General features: G+C 58.5%; 21 protein-coding genes. 20 read left to right on the forward strand and 1 reads right to left on the reverse strand.

Features of this window, described 5'->3' with window-relative positions; all coding sequences use genetic code 11:
• From C7S18_RS22085 to C7S18_RS22180, 20 genes are all read left to right on the forward strand, one after another.
• On the forward strand, positions 1–1,215 hold the full coding sequence (locus C7S18_RS22085) for a type II secretion system F family protein (RefSeq protein ID WP_106893612.1): 1,215 nt from the start codon (positions 1–3) through the stop codon (positions 1,213–1,215).
• 13 nt (positions 1,216–1,228) lie between these two features.
• Complete coding sequence (gene gspG, locus C7S18_RS22090; RefSeq protein WP_106893613.1) at positions 1,229–1,636, forward strand: type II secretion system major pseudopilin GspG; 408 nt, start codon at positions 1,229–1,231, stop codon at positions 1,634–1,636.
• Between the two features lie 33 nt (positions 1,637–1,669).
• Positions 1,670–2,125, forward strand: coding sequence for a GspH/FimT family pseudopilin (locus C7S18_RS22095; RefSeq protein WP_106893614.1), 456 nt, complete (start codon positions 1,670–1,672; stop codon positions 2,123–2,125).
• A complete protein-coding gene (locus C7S18_RS22100) occupies positions 2,118–2,522 on the forward strand; it encodes a type IV pilus modification PilV family protein (protein WP_106894145.1) in 405 nt (134 codons plus the stop codon). Before C7S18_RS22095 ends, C7S18_RS22100 begins: the two co-directional genes overlap by 8 nt.
• Positions 2,519–3,202, forward strand: coding sequence for a prepilin-type N-terminal cleavage/methylation domain-containing protein (locus C7S18_RS22105; RefSeq protein ID WP_170113432.1), 684 nt, complete (start codon positions 2,519–2,521; stop codon positions 3,200–3,202). The genes C7S18_RS22100 and C7S18_RS22105 overlap by 4 nt, the downstream gene beginning before the upstream one ends.
• Entirely contained in the window at positions 3,199–4,095 is an 897-nt protein-coding gene (locus C7S18_RS22110) for a type II secretion system minor pseudopilin (RefSeq protein WP_106893616.1), read from the forward strand. Before C7S18_RS22105 ends, C7S18_RS22110 begins: the two co-directional genes overlap by 4 nt.
• Entirely contained in the window at positions 4,095–5,294 is a 1,200-nt protein-coding gene (locus C7S18_RS22115) for a PilN domain-containing protein (RefSeq protein WP_146152068.1), read from the forward strand. Before C7S18_RS22110 ends, C7S18_RS22115 begins: the two co-directional genes overlap by 1 nt.
• A complete protein-coding gene (gspM, locus tag C7S18_RS22120; RefSeq protein ID WP_170113433.1) occupies positions 5,278–5,907 on the forward strand; it encodes a type II secretion system protein GspM in 630 nt (209 codons plus the stop codon). The genes C7S18_RS22115 and gspM overlap by 17 nt, the downstream gene beginning before the upstream one ends.
• Positions 5,904–6,626 (forward strand): hypothetical protein, encoded by a 723-nt coding sequence (locus C7S18_RS22125; protein ID WP_106893619.1) that lies wholly within the window; start codon positions 5,904–5,906, stop codon positions 6,624–6,626. The genes gspM and C7S18_RS22125 overlap by 4 nt, the downstream gene beginning before the upstream one ends.
• A 12-nt stretch (positions 6,627–6,638) precedes the next feature.
• Positions 6,639–9,056, forward strand: a complete 2,418-nt coding sequence (gspD, locus tag C7S18_RS22130; RefSeq protein WP_146152069.1) for a type II secretion system secretin GspD — start codon at positions 6,639–6,641, stop codon at positions 9,054–9,056.
• 3 nt (positions 9,057–9,059) lie between these two features.
• On the forward strand, positions 9,060–9,671 hold the full coding sequence (locus C7S18_RS22135) for a hypothetical protein (RefSeq protein ID WP_106893621.1): 612 nt from the start codon (positions 9,060–9,062) through the stop codon (positions 9,669–9,671).
• Positions 9,672–9,974: 303 nt separating this feature from the next.
• Positions 9,975–11,534, forward strand: coding sequence for a hypothetical protein (locus C7S18_RS22140; protein WP_106893622.1), 1,560 nt, complete (start codon positions 9,975–9,977; stop codon positions 11,532–11,534).
• A 146-nt stretch (positions 11,535–11,680) separates the two neighbouring features.
• A complete protein-coding gene (locus C7S18_RS22145; protein WP_106893623.1) occupies positions 11,681–12,784 on the forward strand; it encodes a hypothetical protein in 1,104 nt (367 codons plus the stop codon).
• Positions 12,785–12,808: 24 nt separating this feature from the next.
• Positions 12,809–13,768, forward strand: a complete 960-nt coding sequence (locus tag C7S18_RS22150; RefSeq protein ID WP_106893624.1) for a peptidylprolyl isomerase — start codon at positions 12,809–12,811, stop codon at positions 13,766–13,768.
• A gap of 820 nt (positions 13,769–14,588) precedes the next feature.
• Positions 14,589–15,629 (forward strand): hypothetical protein, encoded by a 1,041-nt coding sequence (locus C7S18_RS22155; protein ID WP_106893625.1) that lies wholly within the window; start codon positions 14,589–14,591, stop codon positions 15,627–15,629.
• 536 nt (positions 15,630–16,165) lie between these two features.
• Complete coding sequence (locus C7S18_RS22160; RefSeq protein ID WP_146152070.1) at positions 16,166–16,348, forward strand: hypothetical protein; 183 nt, start codon at positions 16,166–16,168, stop codon at positions 16,346–16,348.
• 315 nt (positions 16,349–16,663) lie between these two features.
• Positions 16,664–17,035, forward strand: coding sequence for a hypothetical protein (locus C7S18_RS22165; protein WP_146152071.1), 372 nt, complete (start codon positions 16,664–16,666; stop codon positions 17,033–17,035).
• A 913-nt stretch (positions 17,036–17,948) separates the two neighbouring features.
• Positions 17,949–18,170 (forward strand): transposase, encoded by a 222-nt coding sequence (locus C7S18_RS25445; RefSeq protein WP_425481112.1) that lies wholly within the window; start codon positions 17,949–17,951, stop codon positions 18,168–18,170.
• Between the two features lie 58 nt (positions 18,171–18,228).
• On the forward strand, positions 18,229–18,636 hold the full coding sequence (locus tag C7S18_RS25450) for an Imm50 family immunity protein (protein ID WP_106893629.1): 408 nt from the start codon (positions 18,229–18,231) through the stop codon (positions 18,634–18,636).
• Positions 18,637–18,767: 131 nt separating this feature from the next.
• Positions 18,768–19,229: a hypothetical protein gene (locus C7S18_RS22180; RefSeq protein WP_106893630.1), complete on the forward strand. Its 462-nt coding sequence runs from the start codon at positions 18,768–18,770 to the stop codon at positions 19,227–19,229.
• A 163-nt stretch (positions 19,230–19,392) separates the two neighbouring features.
• On the opposite strand, the gene purD is transcribed toward C7S18_RS22180, so the two are convergent.
• The gene (purD, locus tag C7S18_RS22185; RefSeq protein WP_106893631.1) at positions 19,393–20,685 is read right to left on the reverse strand and encodes a phosphoribosylamine--glycine ligase; all 1,293 of its coding nucleotides are present in this window, start codon (positions 20,683–20,685) and stop codon (positions 19,393–19,395) included.
• Positions 20,686–20,691: the final 6 nt, after the last annotated feature.

Raw genomic sequence — 20,691 nt, forward strand, 5'->3', positions numbered from 1 at the left:
ATGCCACTGTTCCGCTTCAAAGCTGTCGCCCCTACGGGTGAAACCCTGATCGGCGAGATGGAAGCCAGCTCGCGCGACGAGGTGGTCATGCGCTTGCAGGATGCTGGCAATGTGCCGATCGAAGCCCGCGAAGCGAGCTCGGCGGGCGGCATGGCGCTTGGCAGTCTGATCAGTCGGTCGCCGATGAACGATGTGCAGATCGCCATGTTCACGCAGCAGCTCGGCACATTGCTGAGCGCCGGCCAACCGCTCGATCGCGCGCTGCAGATGTTGTCGGAGCAGCCGGATAGTGAAGCCGGTCAGCGTCTGATCGAACGCATTCGCGATGTCGTGCGTGGTGGCGGCAGCCTGTCATCGGCGCTTGAGCAGCAGCATGGTGTGTTCTCCCGCCTCTACATCAACATGGTGCGGGCCGGCGAGGTATCGGGCTCTTTGAACGACACGCTGAAGCGTCTGGCCGAGTACCTGGAGCGCACCCGCCAGCTGAAGTCGAAAGTGATCAACGCGCTCGTTTATCCGGCCATGCTCGTCGGCATGGTCATCTTTGCGCTGATCACGCTGATGATTTACGTCGTGCCAAAGTTCGAGCCGATCTTTGAGGCGATGGGCGACGATCTGCCATTCATTACCGTGTTTGTGCTGTTTATCGCCGGCATTCTGGAAAAGTTCTGGTGGCTGATCGGCATCAGTGCCGTCGGTGGCACCTTGTGGATTCGCGGTCAGTTCGCCAACAGTGAGACGCGTGTCCCCTGGGATATCCGTCTGCTCAAGCTGCGCTTCATTGGCCCGTTGATCACCAAGATCGAAACGGCCCGGCTGGCCCGCACGCTGGGCACCCTGGTCCGCAATGGCGTGCCGCTGCTGACGGCATTGTCGATCTCTCGCAACGTGCTCAGCAACACCACACTGATCAAGGCGGTCGATGAAGGCGCGAACCTGGTCAAGACCGGTGGCGGTCTGGCCTATTCGCTTGGCGTCAGCAAAGTCTTCCCGAAGCTCGCGCTGCAGATGATCGCGGTCGGCGAGGAGGCAGGCGACCTGGACGGTATGCTGATCCGCACCGCCGACACATTTGACGACGATGTGTCACATACCACGGAACGATTGCTGTCTGCGCTGGTCCCAGCCATTACCGCCATCATGGCGGTGGTCGTTGGCATGATCATGATTGCGATCATTCTGCCGATTCTGAACATGAGTGATTTGATCCAATAACCGAGGTACCCCCATGAAGAGCACACAAACTGGTTTCAGCCTGGTGGAAATGATCGCCGTGATCCTGCTGCTTGGCATCATTGCCGGCTTCGTGGCACCTGCGATTTTTGGCAAAGTCGATCAAGGGCGCTGGAATGCGACCAAGTCGAGCATCAAGTCGCTCGGCACCAAGATCGAGACCTATGCCATGGACAACGGCACGCTGCCAGAGAGCCTGGAAGACCTGACCAACAAGCCTGGCAACGCCGACAACTGGAATGGGCCGTATGCGCGTCCGAGCGAGCTGAAGGACGGCTGGGACAAGCCATTCAGCTACCGCACGCCTGGCGAAAACGGTCTGGACTACGAATTGATTTCGTACGGCGCCGACAATCAGCCCGGCGGCGAGAAGTGGAAAAAAGACATCTCGAACGCTGACTGAGCCCACCGAGCACTGACGGCTTGATGCAACGACATGCGCTACTCGCTCCGCCCGAAAGGCTTCAGCCTGATCGAAATCCTGGCCGTTCTGGCTTTGATGGCGATCATGGTCAGTGCGGTCGCGTTTTCGTTCAGCAAGAGCATGAGTGGCGCCCGGATCAAGGCGTCTGCCAAAGATCTGGTGGCGGCGCTTCGGTTCACACGCGGGCAGGCCATCATCAAGGGCGAGGACAAGGCCGTCGAGATCAATGTCGACGCGCTTAGCTATCAGATTCCCGGAAAAGACCCCGTCACCCTGCCCGAAGGTCTGGAAATGAAGCTCCTGACCGCTCAGGATGAGATTGCCGAGGACGGCACCGGGCGCATTCGCTTTTATCCGGACGGCTCGTCGACCGGTGGGCGCGTCACTTTGATTCGCGATCAGAAGGAATGGCGAATCGACGTGGCTTGGTTGACCGGCGAAGTGCGCCTGGAGGAAGGTCGTGAATAGGCGCCGTGGCTTTGCCCTGGTCGAGCTGCTGGGCGCCTTTTTGGTGTTCGCGATCGGCTTTGCGGTGATGATGGAAATGGCGGCCTCGGGGCTCAAACAGTCACGGCTGAGCGCCGAACGCACCGAAGCGGCGCTGTGGGCGCAGAGCAAGATGGACACGCTCGGCATTGAAGCGCCCATCAAGGAAGGCGGCAGTTCCGGTGAGTTCGACGACCGATTTCGCTGGGAACTCGCCATCACCAAATGGGATCCCCCGGCCGACGCCGCCCAATTCGAGACGCTGAACGTGGTCGACTTGTTCCGGATCGAGCTGATCGTACGTTGGGGGCCGCGCGCCGCCGAGCGGGAGGCGCATTTCGTGACCGTCCGCGCCATTCAACCGGGTCTGAACCTATGAGCAACATCGCGATCAAGGTCAAGCGCCTGCGGGGCTTCACGCTGGTCGAGATGCTGGTTGCGACCTTGCTGCTGGCGCTGCTGATGGCTGGAACCTATAGCGGCATCAGTGCCGCGCGCCGGGCGGCAACGAGCGGCGAGGACCTGATCGACCGCACAAACCGTGTGCGCGTGGCCCAGGAGTTTCTGCGCCGCCAGTTGCGCAGTGCACTGGCACTGAATTTCCAGGTGGAAGACACGACCGGCGAGGTCCGCATGTTCGAAGGCGAGCGCGATTACATGCGCTTTGTGGCGACCATGCCTGGGCACATGAGCCGGGGCGGCGCCTATGTGCAGGAGCTCACGATCGAGCCCGGCAAAGGCGGTGAGCGCCTGGTGTTCCGCCATCAGATGCTGAATGGCTTCGACCCGGATAACCCCGAGAGTGAACGCGACCCGGTGGTGCTGATCGAGGGCATCGAGCGGGGCAGCTTTGAGTTTATCGGGCTCGACGAGACCGGCAAGTTGGAGGACTGGTCCGAAACGTGGAAGAACACCGCCGTCCTGCCGCTCGCTGTGCGGATCAAATTCCGCATGACCGATGAATCGCGCTACATCTGGCCGGTCATCGAGGTGCCGCTGCTGGTCAATGCCTCGGCCGTGTCAGGCTGGGATTCGTTCTACGGCAGGCCGGTGCAATGAGGTCACGTTCCGCGCAACAGGGTATCGCCTTTATTGTGGTGATCTGGGTGCTGGTGCTGCTTGCGGTGCTGCTGTCTGGTTTTATTGTGATTGCGCGCACCGAGATGCTCCAGTCGCGGCATCTGTTCGACGGCGCAACCGCCCGGTATGCGGCGGAGGCCGGCTTGAGTCGGGTGGTTCGGGAGATGCTGAACCCGGACATCAATACGCGCTGGGTGCCCGATGGCCGGGCCTATGAGTTTGACTTCGAGGGTATCCAGGTCAAGGTCGAGATCCAGGACGAGTCGGGCAAGATCGACATCAATCAGGCCGATGAAACGGTGTTTGTTCCCATGTTTCAACAGCTCGGTCTTGACGTGATTGAGGCCCAGCGGATTTCGGACGCCATCATCGATTGGCGCGATGTCGACAATCTGACCCGGCCAATGGGCGCCGAAGACGACGACTACGACGCGGCCGGTCTGCCATACGGGGCAGCGGACGTGCCATTCACCACAGTCGGGGAGTTGCAACAGGTTTTGGGCATGAATTACGAGCTGTTCGAGAAACTTGAGCCCGAAATCACGATCTATGGTGGTTCTGGTCGGCCCAGCGCCGCCTACGCCTCGGAGTTTGGCTTGATGCTTTACCCCAATATGAACGCAGCGCTGGCCCAGCAACTGGTTGCCCAGCGCCGCCAAATCAACCCGGCCGACGGCACCGGTACCGGGCTGACGTTGCCCGACGGTACGAGCATTTTGGCAGGAGGCGGCGGCGGTACGTATACTGTGCGGTCCGAAGCCAAGCTCAAAAACGGTGCGAAGACGACGCTCGATGCGACGATTCGCCTGGGTGGAGCGCCTGGCGCGCGGGCCTACTCTATTTTGAAGTGGCGCGAAGGGAGCGCCCGTTGATGTCTGATTCCATACTTACAAAACGGTTGGCCATTTGGCTGTCCGCCTATCGCAACAGCCAACTGCACCGGTTTCTGAACTGGTGGGGCAAAGAACTGCTTGCCCTCGTTCCGGCCCGGTTGCTGCATCTGTTTTCTGAGCAGCGCGATGAAATGCGGTTGTTCCAACGTCAGGGCATGTGGCGGATCGAGCGTCTGCATGCTGGTCAAGTCGTTGATTCCCTTGATGTTCCAGCTGATGCCGATCAGCAGGCCAGGCTTGACCTCCTGCGCGGCTTCGTCCTCAAATCCGCCGGCAAGGCCGACCTCGTATTAACCCTGCCGGAGCGGCAGGTGCTGCGGCGTCGGGTCAACTTGCCGCTGGCGGCCGAGGAGAACCTGGCGCAAGTGCTGGCGTTTGAGCTCGATCGCCAGACCCCGTTCAAGGCCGATCAGGTCTGGATGGACTACCGCACGCTCAAGCGTGATACCAGCGCCAAGCAATTGTTGCTCGAAGTGTTGATGGTGCCAAAAAGCGTCGCCGAGCCCCTTTTGGCGCAGTTCTCCGGTGGCGACCTGCGGTTTGCGGCGGCCGATGGGCAAGTGAGTGAGGCCGGCCGAGCCGGATTCAATCTGCTGCCGAGGGACCAACGCGCCAAGCGCTCCTATCTTGAGCAGCTGCTCAACGTTGGGCTGGGGCTCCTGTGTCTCGGCCTCCTATGGGGGGTCATGGAAGCATCGCTCAGCAACCGCGAGGCGGCGTTGGTGTCATTGCAGGAAAAGGTCGACGCGGTGCGGAAAGAGGCGCAGGCGACGACCAAGCTCCGTGATGAACTGGAGGACGCGGTCGATGGCGCCAACTTCTTAGACATCAAGAAGCGGGCGATGCCGATCACAGTCGATGTGCTCAAGGATGTGACCATCCGGTTGCCGGACGATACGTCGCTCTCGCGCTTTCAGATCACGCGCGGCGAAGTGCAGTTGCAAGGGCAAAGCGACAATGCGGCCGGGCTGATCCCCGTGCTGCAGAAGTCGACAATGATCGAATCGCCGGCGATTTCTGGTGCCATCACGCCAGGCGCTCAGAACAAGAAAGAGATGTTTCTGATCATGGCGCGCGCCAAGCTCGATCCGAAGGCCGTCGAGCAGGATGCCCGAGAAAAGAACAAGAGCCGCAATCCGCGCGAACGCTCAGGAGGCAACCGTGGCAATAACGCCTAAGCCTGAGAGCGGCCGGTTCCTGGCGATCGTGCTTTTGTTGATCGCCATCTTGCTGATCTATTTCCTTGGCGTGCACTGGTGGTTCACTGCGCGCCATCTTGAAATTGCGGGCGAAATCGAGAGCCTGCGGGAGCAGGAACTGCACTTTCGCGAAATTGCCGCGACCCGCAAGGAAGTGGAGGCTGCGCATGCAGCCGTGCGCAACTATGAGGCCAACAACCCGGCATTTTTGCCGGAGACCGATTTCGATTCGGCGGCCGCCAGCCTCAATGCCAAGGTCAAGCAGATTGTGGCCCGCCACGCGCCCGCGCAGAACCCGGATCGCTGCGCGATTGTGATGAACCAGTATCAACGCTCAAACGAACCCGAGCGGTTTGAGCGTGTCCTGGTCAAGCTGCGTTTGCGGTGCGATCTGGAGCCGTTTGCCGCGATCTTGCACGATCTCGAATCGTCCAGCCCATTGCTGTTCGTCGATGATCTGCAGGTGTTCCGGCAGCAAGGCTACCTGACGCCCGGCAGCAACAAGATTCAGAATTACCTGGACATCCGTCTGGATGTGTTTGGGTATATCCGGACCAAGCCGCAGCCTGAGGGCAAGGAGAAAGCACTATGAGCCCGGCCAAGCGTTTGACCACGGTCCTGGGGTCAATTGCCGCATTGCTGGTGGGCGTTTTTGTGGCCCAGCAGTTTGGCATTGGTGCCGGATTCGATCTGGCTGAGGGCGATGGGCCGAAAAAAGCCAAGGACTATCTGTCCGGACTGAGCAAGGAAGGCTTCAAGCTCGCCGAGTTCGGGACGTATCAGGAGTTGATCGGTCGCCCCGTGTTCAATGAAGACCGCAAGCCAACCCCTATTGAAGAACCGAAGGGCCCAGAAGTAAAACCGACAGATATTGTCGATCTGGACGTGACGCTGACCAGCGTCATTCACAGCAAAGACAAGAAGGTGGCGATTGTCCGCGACAACAAATCGAATGAATCGATGGTTGTGCGCGTCGGCATGCCGCTCGAAGGTGAACAAAGTGGCTGGAAACTGGTCGAAGTAGAGCCGCGCAAGGTCGTGTTCGAGTCCGAGAGCGGCAATCGCAAGGACTTGGAGCTGGCCGTCAACGGTGCCGCGATTGCGCGTGCTGAGGGCTCGCCGCCACCGGCTCAGCAACCCATGAATAATGGCGCCCCGCCGCCTCCGCCTCCGCCGCCCCCGGCGCAGCAGGTCGAGAGCGACGCGGCCAATCAGGCCAAAGCCGAAGAAATCCGGCGGCGGATCGAAGAGCGAAGAAGGCAGTTGCGTGAGGAAGCCGAGCGCATGCGTGCCCAAGAATCGAGTCAGTAACGGAGTGAGCTCGTGCCTAACCGAATCAACCAAATAATGTTTGCGCTGGCGTTGGCCCTGATCGGCTTCGGCCCAGGCACTGCGCATGCCGATGGCGGGATGCCGCAGCCGATGCCGGTGCCCGAAGTCGCCCCGGCGCCGCCTCCGGCACCGGCTGACCCGACTGCGGGTACGGTTGCGCCGGTCGCCAGCGAACCAGTGCCAACCGACCCGACGCCCGTTGCACCCAAGCCGGAGCCCGTTCCTGAGCCGAAGCCGGAAGTGGATCCGGTCAGCATGGGTTCGACCGGGACGGAGCCCCAATCGGGCAGCGATGGCGCGATGGTCGATGGTGCACTGACGCCCAAATCGACTGGCGAAGACGGCGATGGCGACAGCCCGAGCGGCCGAGCCAAGGTTGAGCGTGGTACCGGCAAGTTCATCAACGAGGCGGCCGCAAGCCGCCGCAATGAACGTGCCTATACCGGTGATATCTCGTTCAATTTCGAAGCCGAGCCGGTGCAGTCAGTCATCAAGGCGATCCTTGGTGAAATCTTCAACGAGAACTACACCATCGCCCCCGGCGTGGGTGGCCAGGTGACGTTCGCGACCGCGAAACCAATCACGACCGAACAGGCCATGGCCGTTTTGGAAATGCTGCTGGCCTGGAACAACGCCACGATGGTTTATCGCGACGGCAGCTACACCGTGCTGCCAACAGCACAGGCCATTCCGGGCAATCTCGTGCCGCGTATTGGACCGACTGAGGAAGCGAAAGGCTACGAATTGCGCGTGGTCCCACTGAAGTTCATCTCCGCGACCGAAATGGAAAAGCTGTTGCAGCCGTACGCGCGCCAGGGCAGTGTGGTGAAGGCCGACAACTCGCGCGCCATGATTGTGATTGCTGGCACGCGTCGGGACCTGGATTTGTACCTGCAGACCATTGAGATCTTCGACGTCGATTGGTTGGCCGGCATGTCCGTCGGCGTCTATCCGCTGGAACGTGTCGAAGCCACTGAAGTCGTGCCAGAACTCGAAAAGATTTTCGGCGAGGGCGGTGCTACGCCGTTGGCTGGGATGTTCCGCTTCCTGCCAATCGAGCGCGTCAATGCCGTGATGGTGATCACGCCGCAGCCGGATTACCTGGAGCGCGCGGAGGAGTGGGTCTACAAGCTCGATCGTGGCGGCAACGAGTCCGGCGCGCAGCTGTTTGTCTACTACGTGAAGAACGTCAAGGCGACAGACCTGGCCGAGAAGTTGAGCGAAGTGTTTACCGGGTCCAGTGGCTCACGTTCGGGTGGGGCGAAGCCGTCCAGTGTCGGCGGCGTGGCGCCTGGACTGCAACCGGTGGAGATCAAGTCTCTGTCCGATCGCAATAAAGAGAAGGAAGGCAACAGCTACCAGCCCCCGCCGGCGAATTCAGCGAGCGGCAGCGACGGCATTGGCATTGTCGAGAGCGACAGCATTCGCATCACGTCGATCGAAGAAAGCAATGCGCTGATGATTCGCGCCACAGCGGGCGAGTACAACTCGATTCTGAGTGCGATCAAGCGACTCGATACCGTGCCGCTTCAAGTGCATATCGAAGCGAAAGTCTTGCAAGTGGACTTGACGAACGATCTCAGCTTCGGGGTCAACTGGTTCTTTGAGAACAATGCGAGCTCGCCGGCTACTGCCAATTATCGTGCTTTGCGTCGAGCCAACCCTGGGCGCGATGTCTGGAACAGCTTCTCCGGTGGCATCACTGGCGAAGGTGGGCTGTCCTGGACCCTCTTGAATGTGGAGGCCGAGGCGGTGATTTCCGCACTGCAGACAAATGGCAATGTCAATGTGCTGTCGGCGCCGTCCTTGGTGGTGTTGAACAACAAAGAAGCGTCCATCAATGCTGGTAAGCAAATTGCCATCCAGACGCCGATTTACACCGGCTACTCGCAAGTCACGAATCCCAATGATCCGAACAGCGCCAACACGCCATTACCCGGCAATGTGCAGTACTTGGAGACCGGTGTCTCGTTGAACGTGACGCCGCGCGTGAATCCGGGTGGGCTCGTGTATTTGGAGATCGAGCAGGAGGAAAGCACCCCGGGTACTCAGGTTGGGCAATTCAGTGCGCCGCCAATTGACAAGCGGACGATCAAGACTGAAATTGCAGTGCAAAGCGGGGAAACGGTTTTGCTCGGTGGGTTGATTCGCGAATCCAAGAACAACAGCCGTAGCGGGGTTCCCGGATTGGCCAGAGTGCCAATTCTCGGCAGCTTGTTCGGCAGCACGACCAGAAAAACGATCCGCCAGGAACTGTTGGTCATGATTACGCCGACGGTCATCGAGAACGCCGAAGCGGCGCGTGATCTCACCAATGAATTCAAGCAGCGGTTCAAGGGTCTGAAGCCGATGATGCGCAAGGTCGACCGAGAAGAACAGCGTATTCGTGAACAAATGTCTAAGGAGTGATCGATGAACAAACAATTCCAGAAGAAACTGTTGTGGGGCGCGCTGACCTTGGCGCTGACCGCCTGCGGTGGCCAAAACGTCAAGTCCGATGTGCCAGAGGCCGAGTCGGCGCCGGTTGCGGCGGCTGCGCCTGCTGAGGCGGAAAGCCAGGCAGCCACGCCCGCTCCAGCGCCTGTGGTGCGTGATTCCTTGGCCAGCAGCACGTTCCCTGATGGTGATCCGGTCCCCCCGGGTCCCAAAGGTCACACGACTGCCGAAATCAAGCTGAAAACGCCACATGAGCCAAGTTCCGATCTCAAAGAGCGGGCGTTGGAGCGCTGGGCGCTGCTGATCGCCAATCGCGGCGCGGATGCGTTTCAGTACCTGACTCCTGGGTACCGTAGCAATAAGAATGCCGAACAATACGGTGCCGAAATGGGCGCCCGGCCGGTGAGATGGAAGGAAATTGGAGTCAATTCAGTCACTTGTGAGGATGACGACTCGTGCGAAGTGAGCCTCTGGAGTGAGTCCCAAGTCAAGCTTTCAGTCGCCATGGGCTCCAACTCCGTTTTTGGTGGCCACCTGGAAAAGTGGTTGAAAATTGACGGGGTGTGGTATTACTTGCCGAACTACTGAGACATTTGATCCACCAGGATCGCATGTCTGAAATCTTGCAGTTATTGTTCGAATTGTGTTCTAAGTAACTGATTTGGTTGAAAAGAGCTGTGCACGCGCGTGGCTCGAAATCGTCGTGACGGCCCGGTTTGGGTCAGTTCGACGCGGTATCAGAATTCTGCGGTAGGGGATTGCATTGACCCGTTCCTTTCCGTAGCATTACACTTGCTGTTGCCTGTCATCAGGTCAGAAGCTTGTTGAAACAAGCCGATTCCGATGCAGTCGCAAGCAATTTAGCCCTGTGGTCAATTTAGGAGTGTTGTGATGAAAAAGAACGCCCTGACGAACGCGGTCATCGCGGGCATCGCCGGTGTGGCGGGCATCGCGAGCGTCGCTAACGCCGTGAACCTGAACCCCGATGGTCTCGGTGAAGTTCTCGTTTATCCGTATTACACCGTCAATGGTGGCAATACGACCCTTGTCTCCGTGGTCAACACCACGGGCGCCGGCAAGGCCGTGAAGGTCCGTTTCGTGGAAGGTAAGAACTCCCGCGAAGTGCTCGACTTCAACCTGTACCTGTCGCCATACGACGTGTGGACTGGTTCCGTGTTCGCTATCGACGCGACCGGCCCGGCTCACCTGCTGACCGACGACAATAGCTGTACCGCTCCGCTGGTCAAGAACAACCCGGCCGGTGTTGTGGTTGGTGGCGCTCGCGCCATCCCGTTCCGTAACTTCCAATACGTGCTGGGCAACAACGACAGCGCCAACGATGACCTGGGTCGTACCCGCGAAGGTCACTTGGAAATGATCGAAATGGGCGAAGTCGAGAATCTCGTCGAGAACTCCCTGTCGGCGATCACCCATAACTCGAACGGCATTCCGAGCAACTGCGCTCAGATCCGTAACGCCTGGACCGCTGGCAACGCCAACAACTACTGGATCGACAACAACGAAATCGACATCACTCCTCCGGGTGGTGGCTTGTTCGGTTCGGCCGGTATCATCGACGTTGGCTTCGGTGCGATGCTTTCGTACAACGCCGACGCGATCGACGGCTTCAGCTTCGAGCGTCTGCACAACCCGCCGGGCACCACGCAGCCTTCGCTGCGCGACGCCGAAACGGCCGCTGGTGTTGCCACGACCTTCGTGTTCAACAACGGTCAGCTGATCACCTCGTCGTACACGGCTCCGTCCAACGGTATCGACGCTTCGTCGGCCGTGTTCATGCACGACGCCATCTACAACGAATTCGTGACCGATACGTCGATCGCTGCCAAGTCGGAATGGGTTGTCACCTTCCCGACCAAGCGTTTCTACGTTGACCAAGCGCTCGTTGGCGCGACGGCCATCCGTCCGTTCACCCGCATCTTCCCGACGGGCGGCACCCAGGGTACGGCTCCGGTCGACATCCTGTTGACCGTCAAGAACCGCGAAGAAGGCCCGACCTCGGCATTCTGCGACAATCCAGAAGATCCGTCCTGCTTGGACTTCTCGCCGCTGCCTCCTGGCCAGACGGTCAACACCCCGCAGCTCCGCTTCGAAGCTAACGTCGTGACGATCAATGACGACACGCCTTCGGCTTCGGACGTGCTGGGTTCGACCCTGACCTCGAACGTGAACGCTGCTTCGCTGGGCGTTCGTGACGGCTGGATGCGCATGGGCCTGTACGCAACGGCTGAACCGGTGGTTGGTTCGACGTTGATCACGCAGCACCGTCTGCGCATCGACACCGCTGGTGGCGAAGAGTACCTCGGTCTGCCGACCACGGGCTTCTGGGCTGCGCGTTTCACCAACGCCAATGCTCAGCCGGGCCTGCTGGCTACCTACGCTGGTCTGTGGAAGCACAAGGGTTCCCGTCTCTGCTCGGGTTCCTGCCTGTAATCCATCGCTGGTGGAAGTACGAAAAAGCCCCCGCTTGCGGGGGCTTTTTTTATAACGGACCATTAACACCACGCGGTTTAGGCTTGTTCGGCAGTACCCGACAGGAGTACTGTTTCGGAGTGATGACAAATCAGAGGATTAAAACAATGAAAACGCTCAAATACCTGGCCGGCGCCATGCTCGGCCTATGCTCGTTGGCTAACGCCACAGAACTAGTCTTGAATCTAGGCACGAGTTCGTATCGGATCCCGCTCGCAACGTCAGCGAATATCACGATCAATCCCAACAACCACGAAATCACCGCCCGCCCGCTGGTGACATCGGGGACCGCGGGTGATGGTTGGTGTCCAGCCGGTGGCGGCGGTGGCACGGCGCCAACGGTGAGTTTCAGTCAAAGTACCACGTTGATCCAGCCGCCCCCGGGCAACGTTACGTTGTCGTGGACGACGAGCAACGTCACCGGCGCCACGTGCAGCACGACGGGCTCCTATCCTGCAGGTGTGACGTCCGTCAGTGGCTGGAACAGTACCATCGCGTCCAATACCAGCGGCAATGTTGCCCTGACACTGAGCACCGTTGGAACCTATCAGTTCACAATCAGTTGCGTCGGTACAGGCGGCACAACCACGCAAACTAAAACGGTCAGCGTGCAGAACGCCGTGGTAGGCAATTGCACCGGACATGAGCCGCCAGCAGGCATGGCTCGCATGCAGTCGTTCAGCAACACAACAAACCTCCGCAACGGCGGAAATCAAGAGTGGAGCGTCGGCACGTCGCTAAGTGTCACGAGCTGGAACCCCGATCCAACCAGCCCGCCGAACTCAGCCGCACCCACCCGTGCAGTCATTGGAAAGTTCGGATTCACTACCGGTGATACCGCAGTGATTCCGATCCCGTCGAGTCAGTATGCGGCGTTCCAGATCGACACGTCGACCCAGACGTCGAACAAGTATGGCGCGATCTCGTCCGAGCAACCCGGCGAAAACTCAGCACCGCTGTTTATGACCATTTCCCCTTGTGCAGGTGATCCGAATCCCACCGAGCCACGCTGCAAGAGCGACTACGGCATCGCCGGAATGGGCTGGACCTTCGGTTCGACGCCGGGTACCTATTGCCCAATGACTATTGGCACCACGTACTACCTGAATGTCTTTTTCCGGCAGCCCAACAATACTTCGGTTAGTGACTGCACGGTGGGAACTTGTTGGTGGCTTATGCGTCAAAGTTGCCAGAACGGGTGTTCCCCATAATCCCGCTGGAGCCAGTCGTAAGCTATGAACCGCAAAATTGTACTGACCGCCGCGCTCGCATTAGCGAGCGCGGTTTTTCCGCTGTGTGCCGCCGAATCCGGTAAGCCGCTGGTAGCTAATGAAAAAGGCGCTTCACTCGATCTAACAGACATCGATGCCCACCTCGCAACGATTCCCGAGGAAGCACGTGCAGGTGTCATGAACGACCCGGAGCGTATCGATCAGATTCTGAACCAGCTGCTCATCCTCCGCCAGGCTAGCAATGAGGCTAAAGCTCTAGGTCTGGACCAGGACCCGATCATTGCCCGAGAAATGGCGATCGCGGGCGAGCGTGTGTTGTTCCGATATCGAATGGACAAACTCAAATCAGATATCCAGTTTCCTGATTTCGAGCAACGTGCCAAAGAAGAGTACTTGGCACACAAGGCGGACTACCGATCTCCCGAATTGGTAGACGTGTCGCACATCTTGTTCATGCAAGATCACGACGAGAGCGATGACGACGTAAAGGCTCAGGCTGAAGCCATTCGCAAGAAGGTGCTCAAACATCCCGAAGACTTCGCCGAGTTCGCCAAAAAATACTCGAAAGACAGCGCGTCAGCTGTCATAGGTGGGCGCTTGAATATGACGCCGGTTGCCAATTTTGTCGAAGACTTCGCAAAGGCCACGCAGTCATTGTCCAAAGAAGGCGAGATTTCGCCAGTCGTGAAGTCCAGCTGGGGTTACCACATCATTCAGTTCCACGGACGTAAAGAACCTGAGACGAAGAGCTTTGAAGAAGTCAAACCTGCAATTGTGGAGCGCCTGAAGTCAGAAATGATTCGGCAGGTGCAAAGCGATTACGTCCAGAATATGCGCTCGCTGAAAATTGAAGCGAACGAAGAAGGCATCGCAAGTCTCCGCACCCGCTATGGAACAGTTCCCGAGGTTCCAACCTTGCCGCGCGCAACGCCCGCGCCGGCGCCGGCACCTGCGAACCAGTAATCCGCGTTGAAATCGCAACAAGCGAGAAACCGCCGCGCCGCGTGAATCAAGGCGCGGCGCAACGTCTTAACATCAAACGCTATGGACCCCCTCACGTGGGGCACGCGTGACCTCGTCTGCGCCGACCAAATAAAAGCCACCGCAATTTCAAGAAAGACCGCGACGACACACTCCCTTGGAGGGCATGCAAAGTTCCTGCGACCCGACCGAACCGGAACATAACCCGGTGACGCGCCAGCATTCCCAGAAAAGTACCGTTAAAACAACGGCGCTGCCCAGCAACCGGAAGTTGGCTGCGGTCGAATTCCGTGCAGACCCGGAGTTCGCCATTTTCCCCAGAATTCAAAAACAAGAGCAGTATCGTTGTCGATAGCCGACAAGTCTCTAGAAGCCACTGAAGAATGCTTTCCGGCACTGACTTAGAGCGGCGCGAACGGAATGGCTCTTGAGCGCGGCGGCGAATGCACCTCGACGTCTCTAAGCGCAACCGAACACGATTGTCTGTGGACCGAGAGCGGCCGGAACCGCGCCAACATTCCCATAGAGCCGGATCCATCTAGCCCGCAGCACTCCAGATGCAAGAAGCAACGACGCAGCTGACCGTCAATGTCGCGATCCCGCGCAACATTCATAGCTGCAACTGACGACCAGCAAACATAGAGAACGGCCTTGCGGCGACAAGCTGCTCACAAAGTCATCACAACGCACCCGGACATTGGCAACACGACGCGTTGCAGGACCCACAAGCACCGCCACTTCTTGACGCTGCCCAATCACACCAGGCGCTAGACTGTACGACCCAGTACTCGACCATAACATCATGCGCCATCTCTTCGCGTTCCTGATTCTCGCGCTCCAGATCAATGTCGTCCGGGCGGTGACCTGCGATTTCGACTACGAACTCACTCCGCCCCCGAGTGCGGTGGGATTGACGATCCGCGACTCGTCGGCCGGACCGGTCATGATTTGGTACCCTGCCGAGCCCAGCACGTTCAAACAAGTCACCGATGAGCGCGAAACAGCCCGAATGAACATGAGCGACTACTTCGTCGCAGCGAGATTCGGTGCAGCCTTCAAAGACAAGCCACTCACAGACCGCAATCGCCTGTTGCGGGAAACATTCAACGACTGGTATTCGCGCGGCGCGCGGCAGATCCAGGTGACGCACATGATGGTCGCCGACATGCAGGCACGCATCGATGCATCAAGATTGAAAGCCCACGGCGTAGTGATCGGGACGATCGACCCCGCCCTTGGCGAACGCTTGGCGGGGCACGGACTCGTGGTAGTCAACCTGCAATCTAGCTTCTTGTCGCAGCCCAAAAGCCAGCGCGAAGCAATGGTTCAGCTACTTTCCGATTCGCTTGCAGAATGGCTAGGTGCCGATACCGACAAACCCCGGGCGCTGATCATTCAAGAAGAAATGTCGCCGAACGAGATTGCCGCGATGGCAGAAGCCGCCAGCGCCAAGACCGTGATCATCAATCACCGGCTAGTTGCGGGTAATCTCGAATCGCCCATCGCACAAAGCGTTCTTGCGTTCCAAACCGATGACACCGGCGACGCATCAAAAAAATCGCTGCGACAACTCGCCAGCAAGCAGACACTTACCGTGATCAACATTCCGAAACTGGAATCCGCGCTCCTAAGCGCCGCACCGTACGAAGCGTGCGCACGACTCGCATTTTCTCGCGAGGTGTACCAGGGCTGGCACCTCCATCATCGCCGAACCGTGATCATTGCTGAAATCCTCAGCCATATCGAAAAAAAGCTGAAGCTCGATCTCGACCTGGCCGGAACGAATCAACCAAACAAGGCTCTTGAGACCGAAATTGGCGTGACGCGCACCAACAAGCCGTGACGCAGGAATTCCACGTCGACACGGCCTTCCAGCATGATCGTGCACCATGCATCGTGGTCAGTATAGACGGAGCGCTCGCACGGATCATCGAAAGTCGTACCAGTCCCAAAGTGACCCACTAACAGCTTGACCACGGCCGACACCGGCATCGAAATTCGCGCTCACTCCGAAATCATCACTGATGTTGTGACGGCGCCGCAAACGCTGAGCTACCTGTATACAGATGCCCCAGGTAGCACACGGTGCCATGACCGATGCGCTGGGGAGCCATAGTGAACACGCAGCAGCTATGGAATGAGCAATTGTGGAAATGAGCAATTGTGGACACGCACAAACTACGAAATATCTGAGGCGATTTTCAGAGATCTCCGCATACGCTCGGCCAAGCATCAACGCAAAATGGCCCGAACTCCCCGCCACGGAAGGCGATCACCACGCCCCAAGCCCGCGAACGAACGGTTCCACCTAACCGCACCGGTTACTATCACTGCGTCAGCCGTTGTGAACGGCGTGCTTGGTTGCGCGGCGTCGACTCCTTGACCGGCATCAACTACGAGCATCGTCGGGAATGGGTCGAGAATCGGTTGTTCATGCTGGCTGAGGTCTATTCGGTCTTGATCTATGCTTACGCGGTGATGAGCAACCATCTCCACGTAGTCCTGAAGACCGATGCGAGTGCTGCAGCGGGTTGGTCAGATGAAGAAGTTGCCAGTCGCTGATCCCAAGCGTTTCCGGGTTCTGGTGATCCGGAGTCACAGAAGACACGCATTGCCAACATCACCGCCGCGCCGAAACTGGTCGACAAATACCGCGACCGGCTTCGGAACTTGAGTTGGTTCATGAAGAGTCTGGTTGAGCCAATCGCACGGCAGGCGAACAAAAACGACCGCTGCTCGGGTCGGTTCTGGAAGGGGTAATTCAGAGCGCAAGCGCTGATCGATGAGCGAGCACTGCTGGCGGCCACGGTCTATGCCGACTTGAATCCGATTCGGGCAAAGATGGCAACCGACTTCCGGAGTTCCAGGCGCACAGCTGTGCAACGTGGGATCGAAGCGATCAAGGCGCAATCACCACAGGCCGAGGAGTCGACCGGCGCGGTGGCCGGTATCAAAGAGGAAGGGCTGAGCCTGTCGACCCGTAGCTACATTGCTTTGGCGGACTTTACGGGCCGCCATTGGCACCAGGGCAAGCCAAGCCGAATCACGGACGACGTCAGGCCGATTCCGATGGCGCTCAAGAATGACCCGGAGCAATGGGATGAGCAAGTTCGAGGCTTTGGAGAACGACGTGTTTCAGCACTAAGCGCACTCGATCGCCTGATTCCGTTTGCAGCCGAGATCGGTCGGCGCTGGCTGGTTGGCGATCAGTTGGCTCGGAAGGCGTATCGGAAGTCGATCGCGTTCTGAGTCGCTCCGCGAGCGGCAAGGCCAGTTCACGGGCTTCTGGTACCAATTGCCGTATAGCGACACCGAGTCACCATTTGGCGATTGATAAGGACGCTGGCGCAAGAGCTTGCGTCGGCCGCAACGCCTGCCAAACGGCACTGCCGACCTCAGCGCAACTCCGCGCACGACCACAATCTGGCCCGCACATTCGTTCGCCCTACCTCTATGGCGGCGCATGCGGCCAACCGCCAGCCGACAGTCGCAAATAAACCGAGCTTGCGATATGAAGCTCGGAGGCAAATCGCAACGTATGGCACCAAAATCTCGGTGCTGTCGAGAATTGGTCTGCCGATAAGTGGTGTGCATACAGTCTCGCCTGTCCAAAAGCCAACTAAGGACTCTTTAGGATGCCGATCTACTCGCTGCATGATTTCTCGCTTGTAACGATTCGGCTCGATTGGGCCAGTGCTAGAGCTGAACTTACAATTCTGAACCACCAAAGCAACCCAATTGGCCTAGTCGCTGAAGGCGTGAGTCTATTGACAGTTCCCATTCAAAACGAATGAGGGTCAAGCAAATCAATCAACTCTTTTGAAGGCCCTGTTCCGGTTGATGGAGGAGAGTCATTGGCTCTGACAATTGAGATGCAATCCGGAGACCTTATCAAGATCATCGCTACGCGATTCGTGATGCCGAGCTTGCCAGTCAGCGCGAGCGCCAGAGGCGGCCAAAAGGGCGCCCTGTAGCGCCCGTCGACTCTAGCGCCCAGTTCGAACTAGGCTCGGAGATACGATTGGCCGCAAGGGCCTAGAGACGAAGTGACGAAGTAGCGACGCGACAACTGGACTGACATGCACCGAACGTTTCAACCAACTTTGGAAATGCGAGCGCGAAGGCTGGGGCGCGCCGATACTTTGAGGCATGGCGGAACTCTCTGAATTGGCATCGCCTTGAACCCTTCGAGAAGTTCGCCGCTACGATCGATCGAAATCGGGAAGGCCTCGCTGCCTATTGTCTTCCCGAGAACAAAGTGGCGCTCGGCTTTGTCTCGGAACTCAGCAACAAGATTCGGGTCAACCAGCGCCGATCATACGGTCTCCGAGATGAAGATGACCTCCGCCTCACGATACTGACATGCATGCTGCCGGAGCTCTAAAGTCTGCACGACTACCCACACGAATTCGCGAAGAGCCACAGTTGGCGGGATAAGAAGAATGAATGATTGGACCGAGTACCTAGACGATCCACTTGCGATTCGGAGTGTGTTCAAGGAGGGCGTGCCTCCGCTGGACCGGGTGCAAGTCCACGAAGTGAGCCTGCTGGCTAGTGGTCCCTCCGTGTCACTGCGCTTTGATTTGGGAGCGTTCTCAACCGCCCCGCCCAAGAAATGGGTCGAGAGAGGGAACAATAGGGTCCAAGTCACATTGGTAGCGGTGGGTGTCAGCGCGGTGCATCTGGATGGCATCGAAACACGAGTGCTCGGAAGCATCGTCCTATCGAAGCAAGGAAATGCAATTCGCTTGAGGCTGAATGCCGAGCACACCACACTGGAGCTTATCGCTGACTTTCTCTACATTCGGGTAATGTCAGCATATACACGCTGTGACCCACGAGATGACTAGCGCACGTTCTGTGCTTGGTCGCATTCATTGGCATTCATCATTGTGCCAATCAGTTGGCTCGACTGCGGGTCCGTTCCGCGTCGTCTTCGCCACGCCACGTCTCAGACAAGTTATCGATCCAGAATTCCGACGTGAAGAGTGAGATCGGCGCCATTATCGAAATACCAACCTCCAAGGGTCTGGCGTATGCACAGGTATCTCATGTGAATGCGGATTTCGGGCATTTGCTTCGAGTGTTTCAAGAGACGTTCACAGAACGCCCCTTGAGCTTTCGGGAACTCGTCAACAGTAGTCCCCAGTTCTTATGCTTTTACCCTTTAAGGGCTGGATTGAGGGCAAATCTCGTTTCGATTTTGGGCACCGAAGACGTTCCTGAGTTCGCCAAAAAGTTTCCGCTCTTCAGGGACTATACTGGTGTAGACCTGAAAACAGGTAAGGCCGGGCCTTGGTGGTTCTGGGATGGCGAACAAGAATGGATGGTGGGGGAGATCACCGCAGCGCAACGGGAAATGCCAATGCGAAGCATCTTGTCCCATACGTTAATGGTCGAGCGAATCGAATCTGGTTGGACTGCAAAGCTCGATCCGCTTTGACTGCGCTTCGAAATTGAACGCAAGCCGACGCCCACAAAGATCAGCGTGGGCCTTCTTGCTCGCTAACGACCCAAGCGTGACCGCGACTTTGCGGCTTGCAAAGTCGCGTCAGGTGCACCAAATGGCGGACGATGTACTACGTACGACCGCGACACAAGGCACGCTACCGCGTTGCCTGCTCCCGCCCAATCCCGCGCCACCCAATATCCGTCCGATGTTGCTCGCCGCGCCAGCTGATGGTGTCGACGCGCGTATACGCCGTCTCGGCGGCCTGCTTGATGGTTGGCGCAAGGGCGCAGACGGTTAGTACGCGTCCGCCAGCAGTAACCACTTGGCCATCCTGGTTGCGGGTGCCGGCGTGGAAGACTTTCACACTGGCGGTGTCGCCTGCGTCGAGCCCGGCAATCACATCACCTTGCGGCACAGTGCCAGGGTAGTGTTCGGCGGCCATCACGACGCCGACGGAAGCGAGTGTGGTCCAGTCGGGTTCGACGGCATCCAAGCGTCCGTCGATGCCGGCTTCGAGCAGCGCGCTGAAGTCGCTTTGGAGGCGCAGCATGATGACTTGCGTTTCGGGGTCGCCCATGCGGGCATTGAATTCGATGACTTTTGCTTGGCCGTCGGCGTTGATCATCAGGCCGGCATACAGAAAGCCGGTGAATGGAATGCCATCGGTGGCCATGCCGTTGATCGTTGGCAGGATGATGTCGCGCATCACGTGCTCGTGGACGGCAGCGGTCACCACGGGCGCGGGGGAGTAGGCGCCCATCCCACCGGTGTTCGGGCCTTGGTCACCATCAAACACGCGCTTGTGATCTTGCGAGGTGACCAGCGGCAGCGCGTGTTGACCATCGACCATGCAGATAAAGCTTGCTTCTTCGCCGACAAGAAACTCCTCGATCACCACGCGCGATCCAGCCTGACCAAGCAGGTTCCCCGACAACATATCGCGCACGGCGGACTCGGCTTCATCGAGTGTCATCGCAACAACCACACCTTTGCCTGCCGCCAATCCGTCTGCCTTGATGACGATCGGTGCGCCTTGGGCGCGCACGTAGTCGATTGCCGGACTGGTGTCGGTGAATGTTCGATACGCGGCTGTGGGAATGCGATGGCGCGCCAGAAAGTCCTTGGTAAACGCTTTGCTCGATTCGAGCTGTGCAGCAGCTTGGGTCGGCCCGAAAATGCGCAAGCCTTCTGCACGAAATCGATCGACGACACCTGCCGCTAACGGGCCTTCGGGGCCGACCACGGTCAGCGTCACGCCCTCCGAGCGAACGAGCTGCACCAAGCCATCAACGTCCATCGCACTTACCGACACGTTCCGGCATTTCGGCTCCCGCGCCGTGCCTGCGTTGCCCGGTGCCACCAAGACTTCCGTCACCCGCGCGGCTTGCGCCAAGCGCCAAGCGATTGCATGTTCGCGGCCACCCGAGCCAATCACCAGAACTTTCATCACGAC

The organism is Ahniella affigens (genome assembly GCF_003015185.1).
Classification (GTDB): Bacteria; Pseudomonadota; Gammaproteobacteria; order Xanthomonadales; family Ahniellaceae; genus Ahniella; species Ahniella affigens.